This window comes from Paratractidigestivibacter sp., assembly GCF_052362415.1.
Lineage (GTDB): Bacteria > Actinomycetota > Coriobacteriia > Coriobacteriales > Atopobiaceae > Paratractidigestivibacter.
In genome coordinates, this window is sequence record NZ_DAWEMK010000019.1 from 6,837 (window position 1) to 22,184 (window position 15,348).

At 67.4% G+C, this 15,348-nt stretch carries 12 protein-coding genes and 2 pseudogenes; 1 reads left to right on the plus strand and 13 read right to left on the minus strand.

All coding sequences use genetic code 11. The features are described 5' to 3' along the window. A pseudogene (locus ACT84W_RS03365) lies at positions 1 to 335 on the minus strand (zinc dependent phospholipase C family protein); the annotation flags it as partial. 211 nt (positions 336 to 546) lie between these two features. Between ACT84W_RS03365 and ACT84W_RS03370 the strand changes: the two are divergent. After that, positions 547 to 1,770 carry an MFS transporter gene (locus ACT84W_RS03370; RefSeq protein WP_417574935.1) on the plus strand — a complete coding sequence of 408 codons (1,224 nt, stop codon included), beginning with the start codon at positions 547 to 549 and terminating at the stop codon, positions 1,768 to 1,770. An 85-nt stretch (positions 1,771 to 1,855) separates the two neighbouring features. Here ACT84W_RS03370 and ACT84W_RS03375 read toward each other — a convergent pair whose 3' ends face one another. The 12 genes and pseudogenes from ACT84W_RS03375 to ACT84W_RS03430 all read right to left on the minus strand — a co-directional run. After that, positions 1,856 to 2,110 (minus strand): helix-turn-helix domain-containing protein, encoded by a 255-nt coding sequence (locus ACT84W_RS03375; RefSeq protein ID WP_417574934.1) that lies wholly within the window; start codon positions 2,108 to 2,110, stop codon positions 1,856 to 1,858. Between the two features lie 79 nt (positions 2,111 to 2,189). Continuing rightward, a complete protein-coding gene (locus tag ACT84W_RS03380; protein ID WP_444328206.1) occupies positions 2,190 to 5,561 on the minus strand; it encodes a hypothetical protein in 3,372 nt (1,123 codons plus the stop codon). 6 nt (positions 5,562 to 5,567) lie between these two features. Next, positions 5,568 to 5,864 (minus strand): hypothetical protein, encoded by a 297-nt coding sequence (locus ACT84W_RS03385; RefSeq protein ID WP_417574932.1) that lies wholly within the window; start codon positions 5,862 to 5,864, stop codon positions 5,568 to 5,570. Further along, positions 5,861 to 7,711: a serine/threonine-protein kinase gene (locus tag ACT84W_RS03390; protein WP_417574931.1), complete on the minus strand. Its 1,851-nt coding sequence runs from the start codon at positions 7,709 to 7,711 to the stop codon at positions 5,861 to 5,863. Before ACT84W_RS03390 ends, ACT84W_RS03385 begins: the two co-directional genes overlap by 4 nt. A 2-nt stretch (positions 7,712 to 7,713) precedes the next feature. Continuing rightward, entirely contained in the window at positions 7,714 to 8,619 is a 906-nt protein-coding gene (locus ACT84W_RS03395; protein ID WP_444328207.1) for a PP2C family protein-serine/threonine phosphatase, read from the minus strand. Between the two features lie 309 nt (positions 8,620 to 8,928). Beyond that, positions 8,929 to 10,188 carry an acetylornithine/succinylornithine family transaminase gene (locus ACT84W_RS03400; RefSeq protein WP_444328208.1) on the minus strand — a complete coding sequence of 420 codons (1,260 nt, stop codon included), beginning with the start codon at positions 10,186 to 10,188 and terminating at the stop codon, positions 8,929 to 8,931. A gap of 12 nt (positions 10,189 to 10,200) precedes the next feature. Continuing rightward, positions 10,201 to 11,076 (minus strand): acetylglutamate kinase, encoded by an 876-nt coding sequence (gene argB / locus ACT84W_RS03405; RefSeq protein ID WP_417574928.1) that lies wholly within the window; start codon positions 11,074 to 11,076, stop codon positions 10,201 to 10,203. A gap of 103 nt (positions 11,077 to 11,179) precedes the next feature. Next, positions 11,180 to 12,472, minus strand: coding sequence for a bifunctional glutamate N-acetyltransferase/amino-acid acetyltransferase ArgJ (gene argJ, locus ACT84W_RS03410; protein WP_417574927.1), 1,293 nt, complete (start codon positions 12,470 to 12,472; stop codon positions 11,180 to 11,182). Positions 12,473 to 12,526: 54 nt separating this feature from the next. Next, positions 12,527 to 13,603 carry an N-acetyl-gamma-glutamyl-phosphate reductase gene (argC, locus tag ACT84W_RS03415; RefSeq protein ID WP_444328209.1) on the minus strand — a complete coding sequence of 359 codons (1,077 nt, stop codon included), beginning with the start codon at positions 13,601 to 13,603 and terminating at the stop codon, positions 12,527 to 12,529. Positions 13,604 to 13,768: 165 nt separating this feature from the next. After that, positions 13,769 to 14,356, minus strand: a complete 588-nt coding sequence (locus tag ACT84W_RS03420) for a DJ-1 family glyoxalase III (RefSeq protein ID WP_417574925.1) — start codon at positions 14,354 to 14,356, stop codon at positions 13,769 to 13,771. A 73-nt stretch (positions 14,357 to 14,429) separates the two neighbouring features. Next, positions 14,430 to 14,885, minus strand: a complete 456-nt coding sequence (locus tag ACT84W_RS03425; RefSeq protein WP_444328210.1) for a PTS sugar transporter subunit IIA — start codon at positions 14,883 to 14,885, stop codon at positions 14,430 to 14,432. A 138-nt stretch (positions 14,886 to 15,023) separates the two neighbouring features. Then, a pseudogene (locus tag ACT84W_RS03430) lies at positions 15,024 to 15,348 on the minus strand (3'-5' exonuclease); the annotation flags it as partial.

Here is a 15,348-nt window from a genome sequence, read left to right on the forward strand (position 1 = left end):
TGGTACACGAGCGGGTGCACCGAGCGGTCGAGCAGGTAGTGGCAGGCGAAGCCGGCCACGTACGCGCGCGCCGCCATACGGTCCGCGCCCTCAAGCCGCTCGGCCGCCTCGTGCATCGCGACCAGCAGGCGGCTCGGGCGCGCCGAGTGCATCGCGTTGCCCAAGGGCTCCCACTTGTGCATGAGCGGGTCGATGCATAGATAAAAGAGCGGGTCGGGGCCTTGGTTGCCGAGCAGGAAGGCGCATCTCTCGTCCTCCGTGGCAAACCCGAGGAGCTTCGAGACGTCGTCGAAGACGCTCTTTCCAAAGAAATCATGCGTGAGGATCGCGGGCATCGGCTGTCCCTTCTTTGTGTTTCTGCCTAACGATTATGCCCCACGCGGCACCGACGATGCGCCCGCGCGCCGGCGATTCCTCGCCTTTTGCGACACAAGCGCGCCGCTTTACCCAACCTTTACCCGTCCTGGCCCTTCCAGAAGGCCGTCTGGGGTAGCGTAGTATGCAAATGCGCCAAGAAGCCCAGGCGCCGAACGAGACGGAGAGACCATGGCAAAACAGAAGTTCACCCGTGCCGAGAAGAGCTGGATCATGTACGACGTGGGCAACTCAGCCCTGGTCCTTCTTGCCACGAGCGTCATTCCCATCTACTTCAGCTCGTTGGCGCCCGAAGGCGGAGTCGTCGTTGCGTGGAGCTACGCCGAGACCGTCGCCTCTCTCATCATCGCGCTGCTCATGCCCATTCTGGGCTCCATCGCCGACATGGAGGGCATGAAGAAGAAGTTCATCGTGGGCTGCGTGGGCACGGGCGTCGTCGCCACCGTCGCCCTCGGCATTCCCACGAGCGCCATGGCGTTCCTCGTCATCTACGTGATCAGCTCGGTGGCGCTCAACTCTTCGATGGTCTTCTACGACGCGCTGCTCGTCGACGCGACGACCGACGACCGCATGGACGAAGTCTCCAGCCATGGCTATGCGTGGGGCTACATCGGCAGCTGCGTGCCCTTCATCGCATGCCTGCTCATCGTGCTCAACTACGACAAGCTGGGGCTCGGCCTGCAGACCGCGATGCAGATCGCGTTCGTGACCACCGCCGCCTGGTGGCTCGTCTTTACCATCCCCATGCTCAAGGACGTCCAGCAAAAGCACTTCAAGCCGCGCGAGCCGAACGCCATCGGGCGCGCCATCGGCGGCATCGACGGCACCATCAAGGAGATGTGGTCCAACAAGGCGATCAAGTACTACATGATCGCGTACTTCTTCTACATCGACGGCGTGCACACCATCATCAAGCTCTCCACGAGCTACGGCACCGAGCTCGGCATCGACTCGACGCAGCTCGTGCTCGCGCTCCTGGTCACGCAGTTCGTGGCGTTCCCGTCGGCCATCATCTACGGTCGCCTCTCGAGCAAGTACGGCACGCGCAAGATGCTGCTCATCGCCATCGCGGCGTACTTCGGCATCACGCTCTTCGCGGCGCTGTTCCTGCGCACGGCGGCGGAGTTCTGGGTGCTCGCCATCCTCGTCGGCATGTTCCAGGGCGGCATCCAGGCGCTTTCGCGCTCGGAGTTCGGCAAGCTCTGCCCCAAGGAGCGCGCGAACGAGTACTTCGGGTTCTTCGACATCTTCGGCAAGTACGCCGCCATCCTGGGCACCTTCCTCGTGGGCACCTTCACCGCACTCACGGGCAACTCGAGCCTCGGCGTCATGAGCATCGCGATTCTCTTTGTGGTCGGCTTCCTGACGATGCTCAAGGTCCCCGAGCGCAGCTGAGCCGGACTTCATAAGCGCGGTGGCGTGAAAACGGGCGCCGGCTGCTCACGTGAGCGGCCGGCGCCCGTCCTTTGCCGCGCACACGCTAGTCGAAGAGCTCGGAGATACTGATGCCGAGCACGTCACAGAGCGCGACCAGGGTAAAGAGCTGGGGATTCATCGGGGTGCCCGGTTTGCTCCAGCCCTTCTCGTACTTCTGGTAGGTGAAGGTGGCGATGCCCGCACGGGCGGCGACCTCCTCCTGCGTGAGCCCGCACTCGCAGCGATACTGCTTGAGGCGGCGCCCGAGCTTGAGGGAAAGCTCCAGCTCAGCAGACGATATGTCCCTCTTCTTCGGCATGCAAAGAGGGTCGCGCCGCCGAAGTTAGTTGACCACCATACCTGTATGGTATTTCGGATTCAACATAGTATTTTTAGCGTTATTTCTTTGCGTGCCTCCCTCGGCCAGCCCCGATCGGCGAGGCGCAGGACAACTGCTTCTTGCGCCTGATCAGCAGATAGACAACTCCAGCGATGGTCACGACGGCAGTGAGCGCGCCGGCGACCACCCAGGCTAGGTGAAGCTCGAGGATGTCGGTCGTCACGCGGAAGCCGCTCACCCCCGCCTCGCCGCTGCGCCCCGCCAAGTCGGTCGCCACGATCCTGAGGTCGCGGTCGGTGAAGGCCGCCTCCTGGACCCGGAAGGTATAGTTGCCGTACGCATCGCCCCTCGCCGGAACCTCCCGGCCGTCCACGAAAACCTTCACGTCCGCGATGCCGACGTTCTCGACCACCTTGAAGGAGCCCTCGCACTCGCGCGACTCGACCACGTCGCCGTCGCGGATGCTGAGGTCGGTGACCACGGGGTCGGTCGTGTCGAGGATGAAGTCGACCTCGGCCACAGACTCCCTGCCTGCGGCGCGCTCGAAATAGCCTGAGCTCGTGTTCATGTTTTTGGCAAGGTCGTTTGAATGGACGCTCACGTGGTAACGACCGTCCTCAGAGAAGTTGCCAGCGGATATGTTGTACCGGTACAGCGCCCAGCCGCGCGAGTCGTCCGCGTCCGAGGTAGCCTCGTCGATCGAGTAGCCGGTGGCGGAAGAGCCCTCGGTCCGCGTGAGCTCGAGGGTGCTCACGCCGCGGGTGACGGCGACCCCATGCTCCTCGGACCCGACGCCGGACACGTTGACCTCCTCGACCGTGACGCCCCGGCTTTGGGTGAGATAACCGTTGTTTTGCACATACACATCGGCGTCGACCACGCGGAAGGTCGAGCCGAAGCGGTTGACCGAGAAGGTCAGCGAGGCATCCGCCTCGTTGCCGGCGAGGTCGGTGAGGTGCGCGGTCAAGGTATAGATGTCGTCGACTTCGGGATCGCGCGTGAAGTCGGTATAGCTCACCGTGCTGCCCGAGGTGTTCTCGGAGGTCCCGGCATTGTACGAGACCTCGCCGTTCTTTGTGCCCTTGAGGCTGAAGGCCGCCCCCGCGGGATCGAAGTTCGCCTCATCCGAGAAGCTGATGGCGGGCATGACCTCGTCATTGTATGCATGGGCGTCCTCGACGCCCGTGATCGTCACGGTCGGGGGCGTCAGGTCGACCACGAACTCGTCCGCCTTGTACGGTGTCATCTCGTTGCCCGCCTTGTCCTTGCCGGACACCGCGAGGCCGCAAGCGCCGTCGGTCGCGAACGCGACGGTCACCGTATGGGTATCGCCGTCGTCGCTCCAAACCCCGATCTCGCCCGTGGTGTCGATCCTGATGAGGCCCGGGTCGAAGTTGTGCTCAATCACGGCGACAGTCGCCGTGCGCGCGGCTTTGTAATACTTGCCGTTGCGGGCATCGTCGTTGTCGAAGTCCACGCGGACGACAGGCGCCGTGCGATCGATGGTGAACTCGCCGAGATGCGCCGTCCCATGGTTCCTGGCGGGGTCGGTGAGCTGGGCATCGATCACGTAATGGCCGTCTTCTGCGAGGGTCTCCCCCATGCCGAACTGGTCGTAGGTGCGCCACGCGCCGTGCTCGTCGGTAAACGAGAGGCCCTCGCGCGCGGACACGCCAAGGGAGCTCGCAGGCCGCGTCCAGCTGCTCTGGGCACGACCGGCGACGCCCTCCTGCTTTGTCACGGTGAGCACGCCCTGGTCGGGCTCGTAGGCTTGAAGATACGGGAAATTGAGCTCATCGACGACGAGGCCCACGGTCTGCGGAGTGTTGTAATACCTCCCCTCCTCCGCGCCGGAGAGCATGAGCCGCGGCGCCACGGTGTCCTTGAGCAGACCCTCGGGATAAACCTTGCTCGGGTCGAAGACCGAGAGGTTCTCGACCTCCCGCTCGGTGAGCGCACGGGCCTTGCCCGTCGGCGAGATGCTCCAGTAGCGCTCGTTCTTCGCGAGGTCGCTCGCCCTGATCACCACGTCGCGATCGAACTCGTGCCCGTCCGCGAAGGCGAGCGTCGCCGTCGCCTCCGCATTGCCGATGACGGCGTCCGCCGCCACGAGGACGTCTTGGTTATAGTAGCCGTCCCCGTTGTCCGCGATGCTGACCGCTCCCAGGCCGATCTCGTCAAAGACCCGGATCGATGCGGAGGCGGCACGGTCGTAGAAGTAATAGCTCGTCGAGTAGCTGTTCGCGGGAGGAGCGCTCACGCTCGCCGAAGTGACCTCGGGAGCGGTCATGTCCACGGCGAAGGGCCCGTACGACAGCTCAGGAGCCGCTTCGTCGGGAACGTTTCCCGCAAGATCGCGCGCATGCACAAAGAGGGACTTCCGCGCGCCCTCGCCGAAGGCGACCTTCTTTGTCCACGTGCGCGGATCCGCCGGGTCCTGCGCCCACTCCGATTCGCTCTGGGAGCCGTTGATCACCGGCGCGGACGCTGCCGCGTCGAAGTGGTCGTCCGTCACCGTGACGGTGGCCGTCACGGCGTCGTTGTAGTAATCGACGCCTTCATAGGAGTTTGCCGGGGCTTTGTCGCGCGCCACCCGGACGACGGGAGCGACGGTATCGACGATGAACTCTCCTGAGGCATAGGAGGTGATCGGGACGCCCCCGCCTTCCCTCCCGAACTCGATGGGGTGCCCGGCAAGGTCGGCGCCCTCGACCTTGAGGCTAAAGGCTTTGCCGGAGTTCCGGAACTTGATGGTCGTGGAATGCCTGGGGCCGTCGTCCTTCCAGTCGGACACCTCGCAGGACCCGTCGTCACCCCCGACGCCGATGCTCACGAGATTCTTGTCGAAGTTCTCCTCGTCCACCACGATGGTCGCGGTGCGCTCCGCGTCGAAGCACGCGCCATCGACCGGCTCGTCCGAGTCGAAGGCGACGGTCGCCTGGGGCGCTGTGCGATCGATGGCGAATCGGCATTCGGCGCACGGCATCAAGGCGTCGCCCCAAGCCATGTCGTTGATGACGACGAGGCGATAAGTCCCCTCCTCGGCCAAGGCCTTCTCGTACACGCGCGAGCCGTCGGCGAGGTCCGTGCGCGCCCAATCGTCCTGGGCAGAGCCGTTGACCAGGATCCGGGAGGCGACATAGTCGTCGCCGGGCCCGACGGTGACCTTCACGTCGACCGAGCCTTCGTCGTAGTAGTCCTTGGGCTCCTCCCCGTTGACCTCGATGGTCGCCCAGGGTTCCTTGACGCCAGTGCCGGGGACGTCGATTCCGGGAGCTTCGTCGCCGAGCCCGAAACCTGGGCCTCCTATCGCGCCTGCCGCCGGCACCGCGACCGCGGCGGCGACGGCGAGGCTCGTGGCAACGACGCCCGCAGCGACGCGGCGACGAACTCCGCGGGGTTTCTTTGCCTGTTTTTGCTCAACGCCCATGGATGGTCACTCCCCTATGGTCTTCTCGCTGGTGACGGCGATTTCCCTGCGGATGATGCGGAACTCGATCGGGGCCGGCGCCGCCGGGGGCACGGTCCCCTTGACGCGGCGCGCGCCCTGATGCGAGGCCCCGGCGGCACCGGGGGCGCGCGGTGAGGCGCCGCGCGCTCGCTTCCCCGCGAGGTCGTCCTTGACGCCGCGGATATCGAGGACGCAGTAGGCACGGGCCGCCGCCATGGCCAGGGCAGCCGAGGCCACGATCAGGGCGATGCCCACGATGCGAAGGAAGCCCTGGGCGCTCATCTCGCCGTCTCCCTCGCAGGAGCCCCGCCCGCGGAGGTGCCGTCCCCAGCGCCCTCATGCGCGGCGCTCTTCTGCGGCGCCGTCGCGCCGGCGCTCTCGTAGGCGCGGGCGATGTTCTCCGCGGCGGCAGCGCGGGCCCCTTCCGAGACGATGGAGTCGCAGATTCGCCGCGCCTTCTGGCTCGACGCGGCCTCGCGCGCGAGCCCCTCCGCCATCTGAGTCGCCTTGGCGAGCAGCGCTTGCGCCTGATCGCGCGCGACGCCCGCGCGCCTGAAGCCGTTCAGGTAGGTCGGGGAAGAAACCGCCTGGTTGATGAGGGAGCAGAGCCGCAGGCGGGCCATCACCGGGTCGTCATCGGAAAGCCCGTCGAACGCCTCCTCAAGCGACTGCCAGTACCCCTCGTAGACGTTTCCCTCGAAGCCCTCGAGCGTCGCCTGCGAGAGCCTCTGGTAGAACTCGCCGATGGTCACGTATACCTGCGCCGACGATCTCTCGGAGGCGGTGAGCGCGCAGCCCTTGCCCGATGAGGCGCGAGCATCGTGCGAATCGACGGCCGCCTGGAACCACTGCGCCGCCTGGATGCCCGCGCTCATGGCGTAGTCGCGCGACTCGTCTGCATCGGCCTGCTCGTAGTACACGTAGTACAGCGTCCCGATGTCGTAGCAGAGCTTCGCGTAGCCGTCCGCGCCCTCGACGTCGGCGAGGTGCGCGCCCATGAGCCCCTGCAGGCGGGACGCCTCCGCGATCGAGAAGTCCTGGTCGGCCTTATAGACCCTGTTGACCAGCTCGGAATACGCCTCCGTCCGCGCGGGGTCGACCCCGATCGCGTCGACGTAGCGCCCCTCCGCGGGTGAGGCGCCGTCCGCCCCCGCAAAATCCGTGCTCGCCGCGCGGGCGGAGGCGAGGTAGGCGTCGTAGGTCGTGTTCCTGAGGTAGGCCGACGCGCCGAGGCACGAGGCGCCCACGGCAAAAAGACACGCGGCGGCTCCCCGCAGCGCGCCGAAGAGGCGGAGCTTTCGCCTGAGCGCGCCCCGGTAGGCCCCGGTGAGCTTCTCGTGGTTCTCGAGGTCATAGCGCATGTCCGCAGCCGTTTGGTACCGGTCGTCGGGGTTTGCCTGCGTGGCCTTAGCGATAATGTGCTCGAGCCCCTCGGAGAGCCGCGGGTCGATCTGGCGGATGGGCCTCCAGTAGGTCTCCTTCGAGGCCGCATGCCCGGTCACGAGCACATAGAGCGTCACGCCAAGGGAGTAGATGTCCGTCCTCGCATCGGTCTGGGCCTCATGGGAGAACTGCTCCGGCGCGGCATAGCCCCTCGTGCCGAGGATCTTCGTGTCGGAGGTCTTTCCTTCTTTGTACTCGCGCGCGATCCCGAAGTCGATGAGGCGGACCGTCCCGTCTTCGCGAAGCATGATGTTCGCCGGCTTCATGTCGCGGTAGATGATGGGAGGCGTCCTCGAGTGCAGGTACTCGAGGACTTCGCAGAGCTGGATCCCCCAGCCGATCACGTCCCGCTCGGCCATCGGGCGCCCGGCGGCGCGCATGGCCTGTTTGAGCGAGGTCCCCTCGACGTAGTCCATGACGACGAAGATGGTCTTGCCGTCCTCGATGATGTCCACGACTCGCGGCAGCATCGGGTGGTCGAGGCGCTTCATGAGGTTCGCCTCGGTGATGAGGCTCTGCACGACGACCTCGTTGTTCGCGTCGCGCGCCGTCCGGCCGATCTCCTTGACGGCCCAGAGCTTGTTCAGGCGCCGGTCGCGCGCGAGCCATACGCGCGACATGCCGCCCTGCCCCACGAGCGAGAGGACCTCGTACTTGCCGTCGATGATGTCGCCGACCCGTGCCAAGGCTACTCAGCCCCCAGGCCAACGGTCGGCTCGTCGTCCGCCTCGGGCGCCGAGGGCGAGAAGGACGCGCAGCACAGCTCCGTCGGCTGGTCGTCCGACGCCGAGGCCGGCGAAAACGGGCCTGGCTGGCCCACATGCAGGCAGGTCGCGGTGATGTTGTCCTTCTCGCCGGCGTCGAGCACGCGGGCCATGGCATCGGCTATTGAGTCCCTCAGGGCATCCTCCGTCGCATGCGGCCCGTCCGCGAAGGCGCGCAGGAGCCCGCCTTCGCCGAGCCTGCGGTAGAACCCGTCGCATGCGACGACGAAGGTGTCCCCTTCCTTGGCTTCTCCCAGGTAAAACGCGGGGTCCACTGCCTCCTGAGCCCCCAGGGCCTGGAGGATCATCGAGCCCCTCGGATGGACGAGCGCCGCCTCGGCGGAGATCCTGCCCGCCTCGACCTCGCGCTGGATGAGGGTCTGGTCGCGCGTCAACTGCTCGCAGGAGCCTCCCCGGACCCGGTACGCGCGGCAGTCGCCGACATGCCCGATCGCGAAGCGGCGCCCAAAGACGAGAAGCGCCGTCAGGGTAGTGCCCATGCGCACATTGAGGTCGCGGCTATAGCGCCACATGCGCGCGTTGAGGTCGGCGAGGAGGGCGCCCCATTCCTCCCCGATGGGCCTGAGGTCGACGGCTCCGCCGCGCGCGTTCTTCGCGGCATAGGCGGGAAGCGCCCCCTCGAACCATCGGGAGAGCTCCCGGATGGCGGCGGAGCTCGCGACCTCCCCGCTCGCGAGGCCGCCCACGCCGTCGCAGACGGCGAGAAGCGCCGCGTCGCCGAGGGAGGTCTCGGCGCTCAGCGCGCAGTACGCGTCCTGATTGATGCTCTTCGCCGCGCCGACGAACGTTTGGCCGCAGACGGTGATCATGCCGAGCCTCCCCTCCTTGAAGACGCCGAGCGCATCGACGCCGAATGGAGGGCCAGCTTAGGGCACGCCCCTTCCCGGAACCTGACGGGTAACTTGCCGCAAGCTTACGGGTATCTCCCGTCGCGCCTGCCGACGACGGAGAACGCACAGGTCGGCGCGCGGCGGCGCCCGACCGCCTTTCGCGGGAAGATAAAAGCAGATATCTCCTGCGAGCTGATTTCCACAGGGTGCCCACAACTTCACGCAAAAAAGCCCCGGGAACCGTCCCGGGGCTTTGCTTCGAGCTCTGGTATCGAGTGGGCGCGGGCGCTACGCGAGCTTCCGGATGAGCGCCTCCAGCTTGTCCATGCCCTCGTCGATCTGCTCGCGCGTGATCACCAGCGGCGGCAGGAAACGCAGGATGGAGTCGCCGATGTGGTTGAGGACGAGGCCCTCGGCCAGGCCCTCGTCCACGAGCTGGCAGGCGATGGGCACGTCGAGCTGGGCGCCGCGCATGAGGCCGCGGCCGCGGACCTCGGTGACGTGCGGCATGGCCTGCAGGCGGTGGCGCAGGTGCTTGCCCACGGCGATGACGTGCTCGCCCATGTCCTCCGCGCGCAGAGTGTCGATCGTGGCGCGCGCCGCGGCGACCGCCAGGGCGTTGCCGCCGAAGGTCGAGCCGTGATCGCCCGGGCGCATGAGGTCTGCGACCTTGGTGCGGGCGGCGACGGCGCCCATCGGGAAGCCGTCGGCGATGCCCTTGGCCATGGTCACGATGTCGGGAACGATGCCCGCGCGCTGGAAGCTGAAGGGCGATCCGCAGCGGAAGAAGCCCGTCTGGACCTCATCGATGATGAGCATGAGGTTCTTCTCGCGGCACAGGTCGGCGACGTCGCGCAGGTAGTCGTAGCCGGCGGGCCACACGCCGCCCTCGCCCTGGACGCACTCGAGCATGACGGCGCAGACGGGGCCGCACTCGGGCGTCGGGTTCTCGACGGCGCTGCGCAGGGCATCGATGTCGTTCAGGTCGACGGAGGCGAAGCCGGCGGGCATCGGGCGGAAGGTCTCGTGGAACCTGTCTTGGCCGGTGGCGGCGAGCGTCGCCAGGGTGCGGCCATGGAAGGACTTCTTTGCGCTGACCACGCCAAAGGCGCCGTCGAGCTTGACCTCGCCCCAGCGGCGGGCGAGCTTGATGGCGCCCTCGTTGGCCTCTGCGCCGGAGTTCGCGAAGAAGGTCTTCCAGGTGACGGCGGCAGAGCCCGTGTCGTGGCCGGACTCGTCGGTGATGCGCGAGAGCAGGGTCGAGAGCCCGTTGGCGACCTCGCCGCGGTTCTCGACGTAGAAGTAGTTCCCGACCTGCCAGAGCTTATCGGCCTGCTCCTTCAGCGCGGTGACCACGGCAGGGTGGCAGTGGCCGAGCGAGGCGCAGCCGATGCCGCCGAGGAAGTCGAGATAATCGTTGCCCTCGGAGTCGGTGAGGACCGCGCCCGAAGCGCGGACGAACTCGACGGGCAGGCGGCCGTAGGTGCCGAGCACGTACTCGTCGTCGAGCGCCTTGATGTTGGCGGGCACAGTGGAGAAATCAGACATGCGGGCTTCTTTCTAATCCTGGGTGAACATGGTGCCGCAGCCGGCGTCGGTGAAGATCTCGAGCAGCAGCGAGTGGTCGGCCTTGCCGTTGACGATGACGACCTGCTGGACGCCCGCGTCGAGGGCGTCGGCGACCGAGCGGATCTTTGGGATCATGCCACCGTCGAGTTTACCCGAGTCGAGGAGCTCGTGGGTCTCGGTGCGGGTCATCTGGGCGATGAGGCTATCGGGGTCGTGGACGTCCTCGAGCAGGCCGTCGACGTCGGTGAGGTAGATGAGCTTGTCGGCGCCCATGGCCTCGGCGATCTTTCCGGCGGCGACGTCGGCGTTGATGTTGAGGAAGCCGTCCGGGGCGCAGCCCACCGACGCGACCACGGGGATGTAGCCGTCGTCGAGGATGGTGTTGATGAGGTTCGTGTCGACCTCGCGGATGCGGCCCACGCGCCCGAGCTCGGGGTCGACGACCTCGGCCTTCATGGTCTTGCCGTCCGCGCCCGAAAGCCCGACGGCGTTGTGGCCGTACTCGTTCAAGGCCCACACAAGCTCCTGGTTGACCTTGCCGATGAGCACCTCGCGCACGGCCTCCATGGTGTCGGGGTCGGTCACGCGCAGGCCGTCCTTGAACTTGACCGGCACGTTCAGGCGCTTGAGCTGCGCGTTGATGGCCTTGCCGCCGCCGTGGACGAGCACGACGCGAACGCCCATGAGCTTGAGGAGCTCGATGTCGGCCACGACGCGGGAGCAGAGCTCCTTGTCCTCCATGGCGCTTCCCCCGTACTTGATGACGAAGGTCTTGCCGTTCATCTGGTTGATCCAGGGCAGCGCCTCGATGAGGGTCTCGGCCTTCGCCGCGGCCGCGTCGCGCTGCTGGATGTCGCGCTTCTTCATGGCTCCCCTCCTGGGAATGAGATAAAGGAGACGAGGCTCCCTGCCGAGTTTTCCTTTGCGGATGCGGCAGGCCCCGTCCCCTTTTGCCGCATCGAGAGAAGGGTTACGTGCGGTAGTCGCCGTTGATGGTCACGTAGTCGTGGGTGAGGTCGCAGGTCCAGATGCGGCAGGACGCGTCGCCGTCGTGGAGGTCGACCGCGATGTCGATCTCGGGCGCCTCGAAGCGCCGCAGCATGTCGTCCTCGTCCATGGGGACGGTGAGGCCGGCGCGGCACACGGGCACGCCCATGAAGTCGATGTCGACGCGGGACTGGTCGAAGGCGACGCCGCACTTGCCGGCGGCGGCGGCCACGCGGCCCCAGTTGGCGTCGTGACCGAAGATCGCGGTCTTGACCAGCGGCGAATTGGCGATCGAGCGGGCGACGGTGTCCGCATCGGTGTCGTTTGCGGCCCCGAGGACATTGACGGTCACGAGCTTCGTGGAGCCCTCGCCGTCTGCGGCGATCTTTCGGGCGAGCTCGCCGCAGACCGCCTTGATGCCGGCAGCGAGCGCGGGGTAGGCGGGCGAATCGAGGCCGATCCTCTCGCCCGCAGGGGCGGCCTTGCCGGTGGCGAGAAGGACCGCGGTGTCGTTCGTCGAGGTGTCCGAGTCGACGGTCACCTTGTTGAAGGTCTGCTTCACCGCGGCGAGGAGCGCCTCGTGGGCCGCCTCCTCGGTGAGGGCGGCGTCGGTGGACATGACGCAGAGCATGGTCGCCATGTTCGGCTGGATCATGCCCGAGCCCTTGACGAAGCCGCCGAGATGAACGGTGTACTCTTCGCCGTTCGCAGCGGGGAGGCGGCCCTCGAAGGAGGCCTCCTTGGGCACGGTGTCGGTGGTCATCACGGCGCAGGCCGCGTCATGGGCGGCCCCGGGGGTGTGGGCGAGGGCCGCCGCGGCGGCGGGGACGCCTTCCTCGAATGGCTCGAAATCGAGCTCGACGCCGATGACGCCGGTCGAGGCCACGAGCACGTCGGAGGGCTCGCAGCCGAGCTCCGCGGCGACGAGCTCGGCCGTCCGCTTGGCCGTCGCGAGGCCGGGCTCGCCGGTCGCGGCGTTGGCGTTGCCGGAGTTGAGGACCACGGCGCGTGCATGGCCGTCGGCCACGTGCTCGCGGCTGACGACGACGGGCGCGGCGCAGAAGCGGTTGGTGGTGAAGGTGCCCGCGGCGACGCAGGTCTCGTCGGCGGCGACGAGCGCCATGTCGCGGCGGTTGGGGTCGCGGCGGAACCCGGCGTGCAGGCCCGCGGCGCGGATGCCCTCCGCGGCGCAGACGCCGCCGGCGCAAGGGGCGAACCCGAAGGCCTCGGGCGCATCGCCGGGGACGGGCACCTCTATGGGAGCGAAATCAGTCATATGAGCCCTTCTTGGTATAGGACGGAAACGGCGCGAGCGTCCGATGGGGCCCGCCTAGATGAGCGGCGCCGCGGAGTCGACGGCGAGGCGCTCGGGCAGGCCGCAAACGATGTTCGCGCACTGCACCGCCTGCGCCGCCGCGCCCTTTCCGAGGTTGTCGATCGCGCAGGAGGCGATGATCACGCGGCGCCGGCGGTCATCGAGCGCCACCCCCACCTGGGCGCGGCCCGTGCCCACGACGGAGCTCGTGGACGGCATGGAGCCGGACGGCAGCACCGTGACCAGGGGCTCGTTCGCGTAGCGCGCCTCGTAAGCGGCCTGGACCCCCTCCGCCGTCGCGTCGTCGGCGGCCTCGAGGTACACGGTGGCCAAAAGCCCTCGCGTGAGGGGCGCCAGGTGCGGGGTGAAGACGACGTTGATGTCGCGACCCGCGACCTCGCTGAGCGTCTGCTCGATCTCGGGCGTGTGACGGTGCTTCGCGACGCCGTAGGCCTCGACGGACTCGTTGGCGTGGCAGTAGTGCGTGCGCGCGTTGCAGCCGCGGCCCGCGCCCGAGACGCCGGAGATCGCGTCGGAGATCACGAGGTCGCCGGTCGCCAGGCCCGCGGCGAGCGCCGGGGTCGCGGCGAGCGCCGTGGCGGTCGGGTAGCAACCGGGGACGGCCACCAGGACCGCCTCCCCGGCGGCGCGGCGCGCGGCGAGGGCGCCAAGGCCCGCGCGGTTGAGCTCGGGCAGGCCGTAGACGGTCTGCGAGAGGAGCTCGGGGCTCGTGTGGGGAGTCTTGTACCAGTCCTCGTAGACCTTGGGGTCATGGATGCGGTAGTCGGCCGAGAGGTCGAGCACGGTCACGCCCGCGGCGAGCAGCTGCGGGGTCAGGCCGAGGGAGGCGGTGTGAGGCACGGCGAGGAACGCCACGTCGGCGACCTCGGCGATGCGCCCGGGCTCGGGCAGCGAGAGCTCCAGGTCGCATACACCGGCGAAGCTCGGGTACACGGCGCTGAGCTTGGTGCCGGCCTCCTTGCGGTCGGTCGCCATGACGAGCTCCATGTTCGGGTGGTTGAGCACGAGACGGCAGACCTCGATGCCCGCATACCCCGTTGCCCCGACGACGCAGACCTTTATGCATTCCATTTGGTAATTCTCCCTTGAATTGTGCATATTCTTTTGCGTTTATGCACGATTTCTGAATTTTAGCGCGGTTATAATACGCTTCTACCAAACGAGCGTCAACCCTTGGCGCCGCCGCTGCCACGCGATGGACACAAACGCGCCGGCCACCGAGGCGGTAGGCGGGACCTAGTCCATCAGAACGATGCCCTCCTTGACGTGCTCGACGACCTCTGCGGGCACGTAGCGCTTGACGATCTCGAGACCGAACCACACGGCGGTCGCCATGCCCTGGCTCGTGATCACGTTGCCGTCGGTCACGGCCTTCTTCGCCGGCTCGAGCAGCGCGCCGTGCTCGGCGACGACGTCCTGGAAGTGCGGGTTGGCCGTCGCGTGCTTGCCCTTGAGGATCCCGAGCTCCGCCAGGATGGAGGGGGAGGCGCAGATGGCAGCCACTCCCCTGCCCTCGGCGGCGTGCTTGACGAGGGCGTCGCACAAAGGCTCGCAGGCGCGCAGGTTCGGCATGCCGGGGATGCCGCCGGGCAAGACGAGCATGTCGTAGTCGTCGAAGTCGAAGCCCTCCTCCTCGATGCTGCGGTCGCACACGACCGTCACGTCGCGCGAGGACGCGACCTGAAGATCGTCGGTGATCGAGACCATGTCGCACGGGACGCCGGCGCGGAAGAGCAGATCGACGACCGCGATGGCCTCGACCTCCTCGAACCCGGCGGCAAAGAAGACCGCGACGCGTTTCTCGGTGAGCTGCTTGAAAGCCATGGTGCCTCCGGGTGGGAAGCCCCGCCGGCGAGGGCGGGGCGAAGTGCGGTTCGGTTGGTGGGCGGCGCGGGGGCTAGCCCTCGATACCCTTCTGTATGGCGGCGGCGATCTCGGCGGGGTCCGAGCTCTGGTGGACGAGCCCCTTGAAGCCGTCGTTCATGAGCAGCGTCGCGGTCTTGGACAGCAGGCGGATGTGCTCGCTTCCCGCCTCGCCGTCGGGGACCATGAGCGCGATCGCGCAGGTCACGGGCTTCTCGTCGAAGCTCGGCCAGTCGAGGGGCTCGGCGTTCTTCAGGACGACGACCGCGGCGCGAGCGACGGAGGCGCTCTTTGCGTGCGGGATGGCGAAGCCGTCGGTCATGCCCGTCTCGCCCATGGCCTCGCGGGCCATGAAGGCCTGGCGCAGGGCGTCGGCGTCGTCGGCGATGCCGAGCTCGGCGGCCTTCAGGGCGATGATGCCGATGGCCTCCTCGCGCGAGGCGGCGTGCTGGTCCAGAAGGACGCTTTGGGCGCTGATGATGTCGCTCACTCTGGTTCCTTTCGGTCGGCGCGTATTCGCAGGTAAGTATAGACGCGCACGGCCCCGCGGGGGCTCGCGCGCGCCAGCCGTAATTTCTTGTAAACCGTCCGGGGGGAGGGACGCCGAGCCTAGCGCGGCCGCCCGGCGCTAGAACATGTTGCGCTCGGCGAACTCCGCCTGGACGGTGCGCAGCATGAGCTCAACGTCGTCCAGGCCCAGGTGCACCTCGGACTCACCCGCCAAGAGCGTTCCGCGGCGGCGCGCCCAGTTCTCGAGCGTCGCCGGGCGGGACTCGCGCGGGAGCGTGCGGACCTCGGGGTCCACGCGACGGCAGATGTCGCGCGAATCGATCACGGTGATCCTGCCCGCCTTGCGAGCCTCGGCGTAGCCCGCGATGTTCAGCATGAACCATGAGTCCTCGAAGGCGGCGTTGTGCGCCATGAAGGGGTAGGCGCACATAGCGGCCAGGATC

Excerpts from the sequence above, each read along its gene's own strand:
- ACT84W_RS03370 (WP_417574935.1), top strand. The coding sequence starts at position 547 with ATGGCAAAACAGAAGTTCACCCGTGCCGAGAAGAGCTGGATCATGTAC.
- ACT84W_RS03375 (WP_417574934.1), bottom strand. The coding sequence starts at position 2,110 with ATGCCGAAGAAGAGGGACATATCGTCTGCTGAGCTGGAGCTTTCCCTC.
- ACT84W_RS03380 (WP_444328206.1), bottom strand. The coding sequence starts at position 5,561 with ATGGGCGTTGAGCAAAAACAGGCAAAGAAACCCCGCGGAGTTCGTCGC.
- ACT84W_RS03385 (WP_417574932.1), bottom strand. The coding sequence starts at position 5,864 with ATGAGCGCCCAGGGCTTCCTTCGCATCGTGGGCATCGCCCTGATCGTG.
- ACT84W_RS03395 (WP_444328207.1), bottom strand. The coding sequence starts at position 8,619 with ATGATCACCGTCTGCGGCCAAACGTTCGTCGGCGCGGCGAAGAGCATC.
- ACT84W_RS03400 (WP_444328208.1), bottom strand. The coding sequence starts at position 10,188 with ATGTCTGATTTCTCCACTGTGCCCGCCAACATCAAGGCGCTCGACGAC.
- argB (WP_417574928.1), bottom strand. The coding sequence starts at position 11,076 with ATGAAGAAGCGCGACATCCAGCAGCGCGACGCGGCCGCGGCGAAGGCC.
- argJ (WP_417574927.1), bottom strand. The coding sequence starts at position 12,472 with ATGACTGATTTCGCTCCCATAGAGGTGCCCGTCCCCGGCGATGCGCCC.
- argC (WP_444328209.1), bottom strand. The coding sequence starts at position 13,603 with ATGGAATGCATAAAGGTCTGCGTCGTCGGGGCAACGGGGTATGCGGGC.
- ACT84W_RS03420 (WP_417574925.1), bottom strand. The coding sequence starts at position 14,356 with ATGGCTTTCAAGCAGCTCACCGAGAAACGCGTCGCGGTCTTCTTTGCC.